The following is a 13,057-nucleotide window of genomic DNA, read 5'->3' on the forward strand; positions in this document are numbered from 1 at the left end:
AATAATGTTAGAATACATCAACGTTTTTTTCACATAATAAAAAAAGTAGTCCGGATAAACGGACTACTTTATATAAAACTTTACTGATTATTTACCGATGAATTGTTGAGTCCAAGCATTTGATCTTGAATCATAACCAACACCAATTTGATTTAAGTTAGGATTTAAGATATTTGCACGGTGACCAGCACTGTTCATCCAAGCAGTAACTACTTCTTCAGGAGTTCTTTGACCTTTAGCAATGTTTTCTGCTGCATAGTTATAAGAGATTCCGAATTGTTTCATCATATCAAATGGTGATCCATAAGTCGGTGAATTGTGATCAAAGTAATTTTTGTCAGTCATATCTTGTGATTTTAAACGTGCTGTTTTAGATAATGTTGCATTTACAGTAAATGGTTTTAAACCAGCTTTTGTACGTTCAGCATTTGTTAAATCAACTACTTTTGATTCGTAAGCTGATAATGATGCTGAATTTGATGGATTTGATGGTGTAGTTGGTTTAGCTGGTGTTTCAGTTGACGGAGTTGTTGGTTTAGCTGGTGTAGTTGGTTCCGCCGGTTTTGTTGTAGGTGTCGCTGGTTTAGCTGGCGTTGTTGGAACTGTTGGTTTTGTAGTTCCAGGGTTAGCCGGCTTAGTCGTTGGAACTTGTCCAGATTGTTGCTTCATAGCATCTTGAAGTTCCTTCATATCAATACCATTAGAAGTAAATAATTTATTTAAATCGATTTTAATAGTACCATTTGTAGTTGATAAGTTTGGTAGTTTAAAATAATGGAATAAAGAATTATTTAAATTAATATGTTGTGTATATGATTTAGTTGTATCCTTAGTAATTGTTTCTGCGTTTACGGCACCTACAGGAGCACCTACTAATAGAGTAGCAGCCACAGTTGATAAAGTAATGATTTTTTTCATGTTCGTTCTCCTCCAATTGTTTGGTTATCGTCTCGCTGTACAAGTAATACTTTAGCATGAAAACGGATGACATAATTATGGGAAAAAATGGCGAGGAGAATTTGAGGATTTTTTTGGTAGTACTGTTTTAATACAGAAATAAAAAAGTCGTTGTTATAACTACTATTTTACTAGAATGTTATTAAAACATTATCTTAAATTTTTTCCTGAAATTTCCACTGAAAAAATTTAAACTTAAGAAATAATCATATTTCCACGTTATAATACAGGAAGAAAAATCCATTTTTGTTGTTATTCAGTTACGATTGTAATCTTTCTGTAATGAACGTATTGAAGGTGCATAATTTGAAATTATTTTTGACTTAGAGCTAAGTAAAAGAGGTTGTATCAAACCACTTAATTAAAAAACGTCAAATTAAAACGCAAGAATGCTGTTAAATCAACATTCTTGCGTTTTGTTTATAAATTTCAAGGCTAAAATCTACCTTTTGGGACTGTCTCTTGATTTTTTTCCTTCATATATATAGAAGCGAAATAACATAACTAGATTTACTTAATTAATACATGCTTTTCTGTTACTGCCTTATTCACTTTATAATAATCTGTAATAACAGGAAGTATATCTTTAAAGTCCGGACATTTGATACTTGTGTTTTGTAAATCAGTTAAAGTATTCATACAATCATATTCGGAATAACAATTAAAATAAGATATTACCTCTTTTTCAACTTTAAGTAAACGTCTAATGAAAGGAATGGAAAGGAGTGGATTAATTATTTTCATTGGAATAATTCCTACGGTAGTTTTGTTTAAGTAATAGGAAAGAAATTCTTTATATATATCTTGTACAAGGTAAGGAGAGGGATCTGTAATTTGATAAGTTTTGTTAACTCCGATTTTTGCATGACTCAAATAGTAAACAGCGTCAATTAAATAGTCGATTGGAATGAAATTGCAATATGCATTATCTTTACCTACTTGTGGTATAGGTAAATAGCGAAGTTTTGTGAAGAAGTTTAAAATGAAATATGGTCCATCAAATTTACTTGTCTCACCAGTTTCTGAATGACCAACTACAATTCCAGGCCTGATGATGGTGATTGGAAGTTGGGTTTTTAGCTTCTCAACTTCAATTTCAGCATAATACTTCGTTTCTTCATAATAGTTTTTAAATGTTTGTCCCATTTCTAATTCATGTTCATAAATTCTTCCTTCACGAGTTCCCGACACATAGCTAGTACTAAAATAGGTGTAACGCTTCAAAGATTTCAACTTAAGTGCGAAATCATTTACGTTTATTGTTCCTTTCACATTTACTTCATATGCAATCTTTTTAGGCACTGCAAGGTCGTATATTGCAGCCAAATGAAATAAGTCTGTTATATTATTAATAAGTTCATTTTGAGTTATTAAATTAAGTCCAAAGTTTTTCTTAGTGATATCACCAGTTAAAAGTTCTATTTTTAAAAGAGTATAATCTGGATATTTTTGATCTAATGTAAATAAAAAATCTCGGCATTGTTTTTCAGTATTAGGAAGAATGAGTAAATAAATTTTTTGAAAAGACATTTCATTATCAAGAATTTTAAGGAGTAAATGTTTTGAAATAAATCCGGGAAATCCAGTAATAAAGTACGTTCTTTCCATCTTAGTCACCTACTTTATGTAAATTAAACTTCTTTGTTTATTTTATTAAAGTGAAATTCATTTAATGTAATATTCTGTTCAATATTATTTTAAGAAATTGCCTAAAAAGTACCGCATGAACCGTTTAAGAGGAAGTATAATTCATGAAATAGCATAAATAGTACCGCATGAACCGTTTAAGAGGAATTAAAATGCAAGGAATAGCCTAAAAAGTACCGCATGAACCGTTTAAGAGGAAGTATAATTCATGAAATAGCTTAAAAAGTACCGCATGAACCGTTTAAGAGGAATTAAAATGCAAGGAATAGCATAAAAAGTACCGCATGAACCGATTAAGAGGAAGTATAATTCATGAAATAGCATAAAAAGTACCGCATGAACCGTTTAAGAGGAATTAAAATGCAAGAAATAGTCTAAATAGTACCGCATGAACCCTTTAAGAGGAAGTAAAATGCAAGAAATAGCATAAAAAGTACCGCATGAACCGTTTATGAGGAAGTATAATTCATGAAATAGCATAAAAAGTACCGTATGAACCGTTTAAGAGGAAGTAAAATGCAAGAATTAGATTAAATAGTATCTCAAGAACCCCTTAAAAGGAAGTATAATTCATGATTTAACTTAAAGAGTTTCACATGGCCCCGTATGGAAACTAAAGTTCAAGACTTAGCTCCCTAACTAATTGTGATTCCTTATGAGTTGCAAGAGAAAAGCTTGCCCATTCGGACAAGCCTTAAAATCAATTACAATTATTTTACTTGTTTTTTCAAGTCTTCAGCAACAAACTCTACGTTTGTACCAACTACTACTTGTACGTTTTTATCGTCTAATTTAATAACTCCACGAGCACCTGCTTTTTTAAGAAGTGCTTCATTTACTTTAGAAGCATCTTTTACTTGTAAGCGTAAACGAGTTGTACAGTTATCAATATTTGTTAAGTTTTCTTTTCCACCTAAAGCTTGTAGGTATAATGAATCACCAATTTCAGTTGTTACTTCATCAGTTTCAGCTTCTTCATCTTCACGACCTGGTGTTTTAATGTCAAATTTCTTAATTGCGAAGTAGAACACGATAAAGTAAATTGCACCAAAGATTAAACCAATTAGAAGTAACAGAATCGGTTTTGTTGCAATATTGTAGTTCAGGATGTAGTCCATGAAACCTGCTGAGAAAGTAAACCCATCTTTAATTCCTAAAGCATTTACGATACCCATTGATAAACCAGTTAAGATTGCATGGAATGTATATAGTACTGGAGCAATGAACATGAATGCAAATTCAATTGGTTCCGTAATACCTGTTAAGAAAGATGTTAATGCAAGTCCAATAAACATACCTGAAACAGTTTTACGTCTTTCTGGTTTCGCAGCAGCGATCATAGCAAATGCAGCGGCTGGAAGACCGAACATCATAATAGGGAAGAAACCAGTCATGAATGCACCAGCAGATTTGTCACCAGCGAAGAATCTGTTTAAGTCACCGTGAACTAATTTACCAGCAGCATCAGTAAAGTCACCTAAGTTGAACCAGAAAATTGTATTTAATACGTGATGTAATCCTAGTGGGATTAAAATACGGTTTAAGAAACCGAATACTGCGGCCCCGATTGGACCAATAGCAATAATCCAGTTACCAACTGAGTTAATTGCATCTTGAATTGTTGGCCATACATAACCAAATATACCTGCTAATACAAGCATCGTAGCTGATGTTATAATTGGAACGAATCGTCGTCCACTAAAGAAACCTAGCCATTCAGGTAATTTAATACCACTGAAACGGTTGTAAAGAAGACCAGCTATAACCCCTGTAATAATACCACCAAGAGCAGCCATATTAATATCTTTATTTATCGTAGTTGTTCCTGCAGTTAATACAAAGTAACCGATTGCACCTGCAAGACCGGCGGCTCCATTTCCATCCTTTGAAATACCGATTGCAACACCGATAGCAAAGATTAATGGAAGATTAGAGAAAATTGCATTACCAGCAGCCGCCATAAACGGAATGTCTAGTAAATCTGGTTGTCCAAAGCGCAGTAAAAGTCCTGCTGCTGGAAGCACAGCGATTGGTAGCATTAATGCTTTACCAATGCGTTGTAAAAAACTAAGCATAATGTTTTCCCTCCGAAAATTATTATAATGATTACGCTTTCAATATTAACTTAAAACGCTCAACTTGTCTATACAACTAGTTAAGATAAAAATTTCTATTTTCTTCCAATAAAAATAAAAATAAAAGGGGAAGAATTAAATCTTCCCCTATATTAAGCCATTTTATATAGTTTTATTTAAATCAAACACCCTTTAAATGACTTTGCGCTTGAGCAATTAAACGTTTAGTGATTTCGCCACCAACTGAACCATTTGAACGTGCAGTTGTATCAGATCCTAAATTTACTCCGAATTCATTAGCGATTTCATATTTAAATTGATCAAGTGCTTGCTCTACACCTGGTACTAATAATTTATTTGTTCTAGCCATGATAAATTCTCCCTTTCTGTAAGTAATAGCTTACAATTCTATTTTTTACATTTAGGGATTTCTCATGCTTGGTAAATACAGTCATATTAGGGTGATGTTAACTTTTTAACCAACGCTGAGCCTTCAACGACGAGTACATTTTCTTGATTATATACATTCGTTTGGAGCGTTAATAATTTTTTATCATCTCTTTTACGTATCACACTAACGATTACTTTAATTGTGTCATTAATTTTTACTGGTGCTTTGAAAAATACTTCTTGAGATAGGTAGATGGTGTTTTTACCGGGTAGTTTTGTACCTAATACTGAGGAAATAAAGCTGCAAATCAACATGCCATGTGCAATTCTTTCTTTAAAGATGCTTTCTTTTGCAAAATCATCTAATAAGTGAATTGGATTTACATCTGTTGAAATTGCAGCAAATTGTTCGATTAACTCGGCAGTAATTTTTACTTCAAGAGTAGCTTCATCACCAACTGATATGGAGTCAAAATGAACTTCCTGTACATGTCTTGCACTTTCGAAAACATTCATTTTGTTTCATCCTCTCCTTGATGAAATACCTAGCTAATCAAGAAAATTGTACAATTATTATAGTTTAGCGAATGAGAATTCTTGTAGGTTTTTTAACCAATCTTCTTGAGTTTTTTGGAACTGTTGATACATGTTCGTCCAAGCAGTGTAAGGTGAGTTAGTTAATGGTTGTTTAAAAAATTGTTGGAATAATTGTTGTTGTTGATTTGAAAATGTACTCATAGCTTGAAAAAACGGTTGATATGGGTTTTGATTCATATTCGTCCATAAAGATTGAAATGGAGCAAACTGATCAAATAATTTTTTCCAAGTTTTTTCATAAGTCTCTTGATTAATTGTAGGCTTAATTTCATTTAATAATTTAATCATTTCTTGGAATTGTTCGTATGACTCTTGTTGTTGTACTTGAACTTGATCGTTTAACGTTTTCCATTGTTTTGCTTGTTCTTGAAATAATGACTCTGTCCATTGTTGGATTTGTAATTGATTGTCTAATAAATATTGAAGCATTTTTTGAAAATTCTCAGCTGCAAGTTCAGTTTGTAATTCGATTGTTTTTTCAGTCATTAGTGTTTCCTCCAAAAAAATTTATTATTGAATGCATTGCTGCAATTTCAATCATCTTTAAAACTTTGATCAGAGTTGCTAAATGGAAAGAATGAATTTGTATAGATCGAAAAAAATGTTTGGAGCATCTGATTATATTGAGTAAATGAATTATGGCAAGTTTTTAAATATTCCTCTCCGGCATCTGTGATTGAGTAAATTCGTTTTGCCGGACCTTCATTTCCATATTCCCAACTAGATTTAATATAACTATCTTTTTCAAGTTGCCTTAGAATTCGATAGACATTACTTGAATCAAGCGTAGTAAAACCTAAATCAAATAATACTTGCATTAATTTATACCCATGCATATTCCATTGCTTAAGGCTAAGAAGTAGAAAGGGAACTAAGAAGTTTTTAGGCAATGTAATCGATTCAGAAGTTTCGAGTTTATTTTTTTTACTTGTTTCCTTTTCATTTGTTGTCATAAAGTACTGTTCCCCCCTATATCGTAGTAATGGAATCATTATCCCTTAGGTGTAATTTACACTTAGTTAAATTTATTGTCAATGTATTTTAAATATAATGAATATTAAAAAACAAATTTCGACAGAAGATGTAGAAATATCGCGAAAACATTGGATTGTTTTGTCGTTAACTTGTTTTCTATACTTAAAATAGTGAGGGGGATTAACATGTCAGAGCAAAATTATTCAGATCCATTAAAAATGTGGAAGCAAATGTATGATGTTAATGAAAAATACTTTGGAAAAATGATGAACGAATATGTTCAGAAGGAAGAATTTTCCGAGTGGATGGGTTCTGTAATAGATTTTAATCTATTCTGTAAAAAGATGTTGAATGATCAATCAAAAACGTTCTTAGAGGCTTCAAATATTGCTTCTAAAGAAGATATTGCAAATGTAGCTAGCTTAGTGATTAATTTAGAATCAAAAGTAGATACATTAGAAGATCAATTATTTTTAGATTCCCAACCCGAGTTAGATGTTCAAGCATTGAAAAAAGAGCTAGACATTGTGACAGTTAAACGAGATCTTACAAAATTAAAAGCTGAAACCAAATCAATTCATCAACAAATTAGTGAGTTAAAGTCTTCAATGGAAAGCGTTGAGCAACTAAAGTCTTCAATGGCTAACATTGAACAACTTTTACAACAATTAACGACTAAACAACCAACAAAACAATAACTAGTTAAAAAAGGAGAAATGACAATGGATTTAGTAAATCGTGTAGCGATCGTAACAGGTGGAGCAAAAGGAATCGGAAAAGGTATAGCATTTGCTTTAGCAGAAAAAGGTGCAAAAGTTGTAATCAATTATAATAATAGTGAAGCACACGCAAAAGCAGTTGTAGATGAACTTTTTGAAAATGGTTATGAAGCATTAGCAGTGCAAGCTAACGTTGCTGAATTAGATCAAGCGAAAGCATTAATTGATCGTACAGTTGAGCATTTTGGCCGATTAGACATTATTGTTAATAATGCTGGTATTACTAGAGATCGTAGTTTCAAGAAACTAAGTGCAGAAGATTGGCATGAGGTTATTGATGTGAATTTAAGCAGTGTTTATAACACATGTAATTCTGCTCTACCTCACCTACTTGAATCTGATAACGCTCGTATCATTAATATTTCATCAGTTATTGGTCAATCAGGAGGATTCGGCCAAACAAACTATTCTGCTGCAAAGGCTGGCATGATTGGATTTACTAAATCATTAGCACTTGAATTAGCAAAATCAAACGTTACGGTAAACTCTGTATGTCCTGGATTTATTGAAACTGACATGGTAAACGAAATTCCAGAAAATGTAAAAGAGCAAATTAAATCTAGAATACCAAAAAGAAGATTTGGTACTGTAGAAGAGATTGCTAAAGCTGTTATTTACTTATGTGAAGGTGGAGAGTACATTACTGGTCAACAGATTAATGTAAATGGCGGACTTTACGTTTAAGTCTTACTTATAGATGACATTTTTAAGATCTAAAGGGGGGAAAAGTGTGTTTAATTCACAAATGTTAGAAGAAGCTACACAATCGCTTCCGAGCGGATTAAAAGAATCATACAAAAGATTGAAGAAAACTGCAGATATTCTTATAAAAGAGGGAGAACCTTTAGTAGGTCAATCTCCTAAAGAAGTGATTTGGACTAAAAATAAAAGTAAATTATATCACTATATTCCAACTACAAAAAAAGTAAAAAAGACGCCAATCCTTCTTATTTATGCGCTAATTAATAAACCGTATATTCTTGATTTAACAAAGGGGAACTCTTTTGTTGAGTACCTTGTAAATGAAGGATTTGATGTTTATCTATTAGATTGGGGAACATTTGGTCATGAAGATCGTCATTTAAAATTTGACGATATTATTCACGACTATATTGCAAAAGCGGTAAATAGGGTTCTTCGTTTTTCAGGTGCAAAAGAATTATCCATGTTAGGATATTGCATGGGTGGTACTTTAACTAGTATTTATGCAGCACTATATGAAAATGCACCAATTAAAAACTTAATTTTTGTAACTAGTCCATTCGATTTTTCTGATACAGGATTATATGGTGCGTTTTTAAATGAAAAATACTTTGCACTTGATAAAGCTGTTGATACATTGGGGAATATTCCTCCTGAAATGATCGATTTTGGTAACAAAATGTTAAAACCAGTTACTAATTTTGTTGGACCTTATGTAACATTATTGGATCGTTCTGATAATACAAAATTTATTAAATCGTGGCAGTTAATGCAAAAATGGGTTACAGATGGTATTCCATTCCCAGGTGAAGCATATCGCCAATGGATTAGAGAGTTTTACCAGCAAAATAAATTATTAAGCGGTGACCTAGAAATTAGAGGAAGAAAAGTAGATGTTTCAAACATTAAAGCTAATGTTTTAAATATTTCTGCTACGAAAGACCATATTGCGATGCCTTGCCAAGTTGAAGCATTAAATGAGCATATTTCAAGCGTAGATAAGCAGTATGTTTCGATTCCATCGGGCCATGTATCAATCATGTTTGGACCTGTTTCATTAAAAACGACATATCCAACGATTGGTAAATGGTTGGCTGAAAGATCATAATTTCAGTAAGTTTCTAGAAATCCTTTGCATTAATAATGATCTATATTACGTTTAAAAAAAAATCTCACTTTTAAAAAAGTGGGATTTTTTTTATTCAACTGACAAAAACTACCTTAAATATGATTTTTGAAAGGAGAGTAGACGTTGAAAAGTATAAGTGGAGTCTTGTATTGGCCAACGACATACACTGATTCACATAGTGATCTCGAAAATATAAAGTCACTCGATGAAGATCAAGCGTGTGATTATGTAATAATTGGAGGCGGTGAATCAGGAAGTTTATGTGCTTATTTCTTAAGTCAAACGGGAGCTAAGGTCATATTACTAGATAAGCGTAAAAAACTTGTACAAGGAAGTACTAGTGCAAATACGGGGCTCTTACAATATTCAAATGATAAAACTTTAAATTCGTTTATCAATTCTTATGGAAAAGAAAAAGCTGTCCGTCATTATCAATTATGTGTAGAGGCAATTAAAGGTCTTGAAGAAATGTCAAAAACGTTCGATATTAATCCTGATTTTATAAAAAGAAAAAGTTTATATTTTGCTAGTAATTTAGATGGTAAAAAAATGATTGATCTGGAATATAAAGCATTAATAGAAAATGGTTTTAATGTTGAACGATATACAAAATCACAAATTGAAGAAAAGTTTAATTTTTCAAAAGAAGCTGCACTGTTCACAGGGGATGACGCTGAAGTAAATCCATATAAATGCGCACACGGTTTACTTTTATATGCCAAAAAACGTGGAGTGAAGTTATTTTCGGATACAGAGGTAATTCGGATCATTGGTACAGATGAAGGGGTAAAACTATTTACTAAAAATAAACATACGATTCGAGCAAATAAAGTTATTTTTGCTGGAGGTTATGAATCATTAGAGGTAAAAAGTGAGAAAAATGCAGTATTAACATCAACATTTGCAATTGCAACCCAACCTCTAATTGAGAAAAACAATGCATGGTATGAAAATTGTTTAATTTGGGAAACTGCAAGACCTTATTTATATCTTCGTACTACAGTTGATGGGAGAATAATTGTAGGAGGGCTTGATGAACCTACAATAATACCAGAAAAACGTGAATCTATGTTATTTCATAAAAAAGAAGTGCTTATCAAAAATTTAATAGAATTGTTTCCTATTTATAAAGATGCTAAACCAGAATTTTATTGGACTGGTACATTTGGAGGAACACATTCCGGCTTACCAATGATTAGGCAATATGATGAATATCCTAATTGCTTTTTTTTAATGGCCTATGGTGGAAATGGAACTGTTTATAGTTATATATTAGCTAAAATATTAAAAGATCTAGTTACTGTCGGATCTCATCCAGACGCATCTATTTATATGGATTATTAAAGTTTAATTAGAATGAAGTTCAATTACCAATTTCATGTATAAAAAGAGTAAAGTAGTAAGAAAATTTAATAGGTAATTAAAATTTTAGGAGTGTTATACATGAGTTATCATGAAATGTTTACTGAGTTGGTTTGTGGATATATAGCTCTTTTTATTGTTGTTAAAATTAATGGGAAAACTCAAATTACACAAATAACACCATTTGATTTGATTTCGTCGCTAGTGTTAGGAAATATACTAGGAGATGGAATATATGATAAAGAAGCAAATCTACCAAGAATTCTTTTTAGTATTTTTGTTTGGGGAGCATTAATCTTAGTAACAGAAATCTTGACACAAAAGTCAATATGGGCAAGAAAGTTCTTAGAAGGTGATGCTTCAGTTGTCATAAAGCACGGTGCAATACAATGGAAAGAATTGAAAAGAAATCGTTTGGACACTGACCAATTGATGCAATTACTCAGATCAAAAGATACTTTTTCAGTTAGTGAAGTTGCGTATGCTATTTTAGAAAATGACGGTACGATTAGTGTTTTGAAGAAATCAAATTTCGATACGCCTACTAAACAGGATTTAAAAATTCAAATGGAAAAAGAATTTTTACCGGTTGTCGTAATTAGTGATGGGAAAATAATTCAAAGAGCTCTTAACACGTTGAAAAAAGATGAAAAGTGGGTTCATAAAAAACTTTCTGAGTCAAATTTATCACTTAAACAAGTATGCTTTGCAGAATGGGATTCAAAACAATTACATTTACATACGTATTAATATAAAAATTTGAGGATGAGATAAATGAAATATTATATTTATTACTGTTTTGGTGGTACGCATTCTTCACCTCTGGCTGCTGCATATCATTTGAAGCAATTACCACTTGATCGGCAACCGACAACGGAAGAAGTAAAAAATACATACTTATTTAATAAACTGAAACCAAAAGATGGTGGAAAACTTTTTTATCACGGTGAAGACGAGAATGGGGATCAAGTATATACTGTAGCAAAAAGATATACTAAAAATGTCCCGACAGCGATCGAAGGTTTAGGAAAAATCTTATTAAATGAAGAGGATAAAATAATCTTATCAAGTACATCGCCAACTGTACCATTAGCTATGACTTTAGGTGGTTTTACATCAAGATTTCTACATCTTGATTTTATTGGGGTACCATTACTTGTTTTAGGGGCTAAGCAAACTTATCTAAATTTGATAAAATTAGTTGAAAATACGAAGAGATATCATCACATTGCAGCTGAAAAGGTGACAGACTTATCGAATAAAAACTTCAACAAAGATTAAAAAATGGACGTTTGACTACGTCCATTTTTTAATACGGCATCTTTAAGACATCCATAGCTTTTTTAGCATCGTTCTCGATTAACTTATTAATATTAAATATGGAATATTGTCCTTGTTTTGATAAATAGTTAAAAATTTTTGTATGTAAATTGTTAACTGATACTAGATGCTTAATAAATAAATTATTTAAATCAAGGGTAGCTGTTTCAGTAAGTGCATGCGCATACATTTTGGTTAATACTTTTGTTGCTGATAATAAATCTTCTGCACTCATTTCACTTGCTAGTTTATTGCTTTGTGCATCTCTTTCTCCAATCTTAATATTGCTCATAAATTTAAGTAAATCCCGTAAATTATTTTCAAACAATGTAATGGAAGTTTTATATAATTCTTTTAATCCTGCATCTGTAATATTTTTTAAATTTGTTTTAAGCTTAAATAAGTAGTGAGTAGTTGTAGCAACAATTTCATGTAATTCTAAGGTTTCATGCCAAGCCAAAGTTCTCATAAATTAAAATCCCTCCTATATGGTACAAGTCTATTCAATAGGAAAGGGTTATATGACGGAAATAAATAGATAAAGGTAAGCAGGAAGGGAGGAAAAGGGACAAGTTTGGTTATTTAGAGATTGATCTAAGAGACGAATAATTAGGTTCTACCATTCTTTGTCCCTCTTAAATTATGTATATTGAGAATGTGTTTAATCAGTTGAGTTTATGTGTAAAGAGTGTTTTAGAAATGATTGATTCAATCAAAGAGGAGGATCTAAATTTTCGACCGGTTGAACATAAGAAATCGATCGGAGAATTAGTCCAGCATTTATGTGAACTTATTGGTGCTGATATGGAAATTATGAGCGGTGTAAGTCAAGAAAAGATGGTTAATTATTATAGGGTGGTTAAATGTAACTCACTAGTAGAAATGAGATATCTATTACAAAAAAATTTTGATGAGTTAAAGAAATACTATTTTAATATGAAGAAAAATGATTTAGTTGAGAAAACGACTTCCTATTGGGGACTTCAATATTCAAAATTCGAATGGTTATTAGAGATTTTAGTCCATTTCACACACCACAGAGCGCAGTTACATATGCTACTAGTCCAAAAAAAGGGCGATATCAATATCGCACTTTTTTAAAGAAAAATAAGGGGAGTCAAGAA

The 13,057-nt window shown here is 31.7% G+C and carries 15 protein-coding genes; 7 read left to right on the forward strand and 8 right to left on the reverse strand.

Going from position 1 to position 13,057, the window contains the following annotated elements:
- Window positions 1–87 precede the first annotated feature (87 nt).
- The 7 genes from ACSBO6_RS06100 to phaQ all read right to left on the reverse strand — a co-directional run bounded on the left by ACSBO6_RS06100 (window position 88) and on the right by phaQ (window position 6,619).
- Window positions 88–918: a CAP domain-containing protein gene (locus tag ACSBO6_RS06100; protein WP_498844365.1), complete on the reverse strand. Its 831-nt coding sequence runs from the start codon at window positions 916–918 to the stop codon at window positions 88–90.
- Window positions 919–1,467: 549 nt separating this feature from the next.
- A complete protein-coding gene (locus tag ACSBO6_RS06105) occupies window positions 1,468–2,565 on the reverse strand; it encodes an SDR family oxidoreductase (protein ID WP_498844366.1) in 1,098 nt (365 codons plus the stop codon).
- A gap of 749 nt (window positions 2,566–3,314) precedes the next feature.
- Complete coding sequence (gene nagE, locus ACSBO6_RS06110; protein ID WP_498844367.1) at window positions 3,315–4,679, reverse strand: N-acetylglucosamine-specific PTS transporter subunit IIBC; 1,365 nt, start codon at window positions 4,677–4,679, stop codon at window positions 3,315–3,317.
- A 181-nt stretch (window positions 4,680–4,860) separates the two neighbouring features.
- Window positions 4,861–5,049 carry an alpha/beta-type small acid-soluble spore protein gene (locus tag ACSBO6_RS06115; RefSeq protein ID WP_098846915.1) on the reverse strand — a complete coding sequence of 63 codons (189 nt, stop codon included), beginning with the start codon at window positions 5,047–5,049 and terminating at the stop codon, window positions 4,861–4,863.
- An 86-nt stretch (window positions 5,050–5,135) separates the two neighbouring features.
- Entirely contained in the window at window positions 5,136–5,585 is a 450-nt protein-coding gene (locus tag ACSBO6_RS06120) for a MaoC family dehydratase (RefSeq protein WP_098846916.1), read from the reverse strand.
- Window positions 5,586–5,642: 57 nt separating this feature from the next.
- Complete coding sequence (locus tag ACSBO6_RS06125; protein ID WP_098846917.1) at window positions 5,643–6,152, reverse strand: hypothetical protein; 510 nt, start codon at window positions 6,150–6,152, stop codon at window positions 5,643–5,645.
- 47 nt (window positions 6,153–6,199) lie between these two features.
- Complete coding sequence (gene phaQ, locus ACSBO6_RS06130; protein WP_098846918.1) at window positions 6,200–6,619, reverse strand: poly-beta-hydroxybutyrate-responsive repressor; 420 nt, start codon at window positions 6,617–6,619, stop codon at window positions 6,200–6,202.
- A gap of 207 nt (window positions 6,620–6,826) precedes the next feature.
- Between phaQ and ACSBO6_RS06135 the strand changes: the two genes are divergently transcribed.
- From ACSBO6_RS06135 to ACSBO6_RS06160, 6 genes are all read left to right on the forward strand, one after another.
- Window positions 6,827–7,339 carry a polyhydroxyalkanoic acid synthase subunit PhaR gene (locus ACSBO6_RS06135; RefSeq protein WP_098846919.1) on the forward strand — a complete coding sequence of 171 codons (513 nt, stop codon included), beginning with the start codon at window positions 6,827–6,829 and terminating at the stop codon, window positions 7,337–7,339.
- A 24-nt stretch (window positions 7,340–7,363) separates the two neighbouring features.
- Window positions 7,364–8,104, forward strand: a complete 741-nt coding sequence (locus ACSBO6_RS06140) for a 3-oxoacyl-ACP reductase (RefSeq protein ID WP_483295202.1) — start codon at window positions 7,364–7,366, stop codon at window positions 8,102–8,104.
- Window positions 8,105–8,165: 61 nt separating this feature from the next.
- Window positions 8,166–9,230 carry a class III poly(R)-hydroxyalkanoic acid synthase subunit PhaC gene (gene phaC / locus ACSBO6_RS06145; RefSeq protein WP_498844654.1) on the forward strand — a complete coding sequence of 355 codons (1,065 nt, stop codon included), beginning with the start codon at window positions 8,166–8,168 and terminating at the stop codon, window positions 9,228–9,230.
- Between the two features lie 144 nt (window positions 9,231–9,374).
- Window positions 9,375–10,595, forward strand: a complete 1,221-nt coding sequence (locus ACSBO6_RS06150; RefSeq protein WP_098846921.1) for an NAD(P)/FAD-dependent oxidoreductase — start codon at window positions 9,375–9,377, stop codon at window positions 10,593–10,595.
- Window positions 10,596–10,694: 99 nt separating this feature from the next.
- The gene (locus ACSBO6_RS06155) at window positions 10,695–11,363 is read left to right on the forward strand and encodes a DUF421 domain-containing protein (RefSeq protein WP_498844368.1); all 669 of its coding nucleotides are present in this window, start codon (window positions 10,695–10,697) and stop codon (window positions 11,361–11,363) included.
- A gap of 24 nt (window positions 11,364–11,387) precedes the next feature.
- Window positions 11,388–11,894: a DUF3189 family protein gene (locus ACSBO6_RS06160; protein ID WP_098846923.1), complete on the forward strand. Its 507-nt coding sequence runs from the start codon at window positions 11,388–11,390 to the stop codon at window positions 11,892–11,894.
- 28 nt (window positions 11,895–11,922) lie between these two features.
- On the opposite strand, the gene ACSBO6_RS06165 is transcribed toward ACSBO6_RS06160, so the two are convergent.
- Window positions 11,923–12,402 (reverse strand): spore coat protein, encoded by a 480-nt coding sequence (locus tag ACSBO6_RS06165; protein ID WP_498844369.1) that lies wholly within the window; start codon window positions 12,400–12,402, stop codon window positions 11,923–11,925.
- A gap of 230 nt (window positions 12,403–12,632) precedes the next feature.
- Between ACSBO6_RS06165 and ACSBO6_RS06170 the strand changes: the two genes are divergently transcribed.
- A complete protein-coding gene (locus ACSBO6_RS06170) occupies window positions 12,633–13,034 on the forward strand; it encodes a DinB family protein (RefSeq protein ID WP_498844370.1) in 402 nt (133 codons plus the stop codon).
- Window positions 13,035–13,057 lie beyond the last annotated feature (23 nt).

Origin of the sequence: Bacillus sp. AL-1R (assembly GCF_052180195.1) — a bacterium.
In the GTDB taxonomy this organism is placed as follows: Bacteria; Bacillota; Bacilli; order Bacillales; family Bacillaceae_G; genus Gottfriedia.

What these genes read in the sequence shown, in the direction of transcription:
- ACSBO6_RS06140 (WP_483295202.1), top strand. Translation starts at nt 7,364, where the DNA reads ATGGATTTAGTAAATCGTGTAGCGATCGTAACAGGTGGAGCAAAAGGA.
- ACSBO6_RS06170 (WP_498844370.1), top strand. Translation starts at nt 12,633, where the DNA reads ATGATTGATTCAATCAAAGAGGAGGATCTAAATTTTCGACCGGTTGAA.
- nagE (WP_498844367.1), bottom strand. Translation starts at nt 4,679, where the DNA reads ATGCTTAGTTTTTTACAACGCATTGGTAAAGCATTAATGCTACCAATC.
- ACSBO6_RS06115 (WP_098846915.1), bottom strand. Translation starts at nt 5,049, where the DNA reads ATGGCTAGAACAAATAAATTATTAGTACCAGGTGTAGAGCAAGCACTT.
- ACSBO6_RS06125 (WP_098846917.1), bottom strand. Translation starts at nt 6,152, where the DNA reads ATGACTGAAAAAACAATCGAATTACAAACTGAACTTGCAGCTGAGAAT.
- ACSBO6_RS06160 (WP_098846923.1), top strand. Translation starts at nt 11,388, where the DNA reads ATGAAATATTATATTTATTACTGTTTTGGTGGTACGCATTCTTCACCT.
- ACSBO6_RS06135 (WP_098846919.1), top strand. Translation starts at nt 6,827, where the DNA reads ATGTCAGAGCAAAATTATTCAGATCCATTAAAAATGTGGAAGCAAATG.
- phaC (WP_498844654.1), top strand. Translation starts at nt 8,166, where the DNA reads ATGTTAGAAGAAGCTACACAATCGCTTCCGAGCGGATTAAAAGAATCA.
- ACSBO6_RS06105 (WP_498844366.1), bottom strand. Translation starts at nt 2,565, where the DNA reads ATGGAAAGAACGTACTTTATTACTGGATTTCCCGGATTTATTTCAAAA.
- ACSBO6_RS06120 (WP_098846916.1), bottom strand. Translation starts at nt 5,585, where the DNA reads ATGAATGTTTTCGAAAGTGCAAGACATGTACAGGAAGTTCATTTTGAC.
- ACSBO6_RS06165 (WP_498844369.1), bottom strand. Translation starts at nt 12,402, where the DNA reads ATGAGAACTTTGGCTTGGCATGAAACCTTAGAATTACATGAAATTGTT.
- phaQ (WP_098846918.1), bottom strand. Translation starts at nt 6,619, where the DNA reads ATGACAACAAATGAAAAGGAAACAAGTAAAAAAAATAAACTCGAAACT.
- ACSBO6_RS06100 (WP_498844365.1), bottom strand. Translation starts at nt 918, where the DNA reads ATGAAAAAAATCATTACTTTATCAACTGTGGCTGCTACTCTATTAGTA.
- ACSBO6_RS06155 (WP_498844368.1), top strand. Translation starts at nt 10,695, where the DNA reads ATGAGTTATCATGAAATGTTTACTGAGTTGGTTTGTGGATATATAGCT.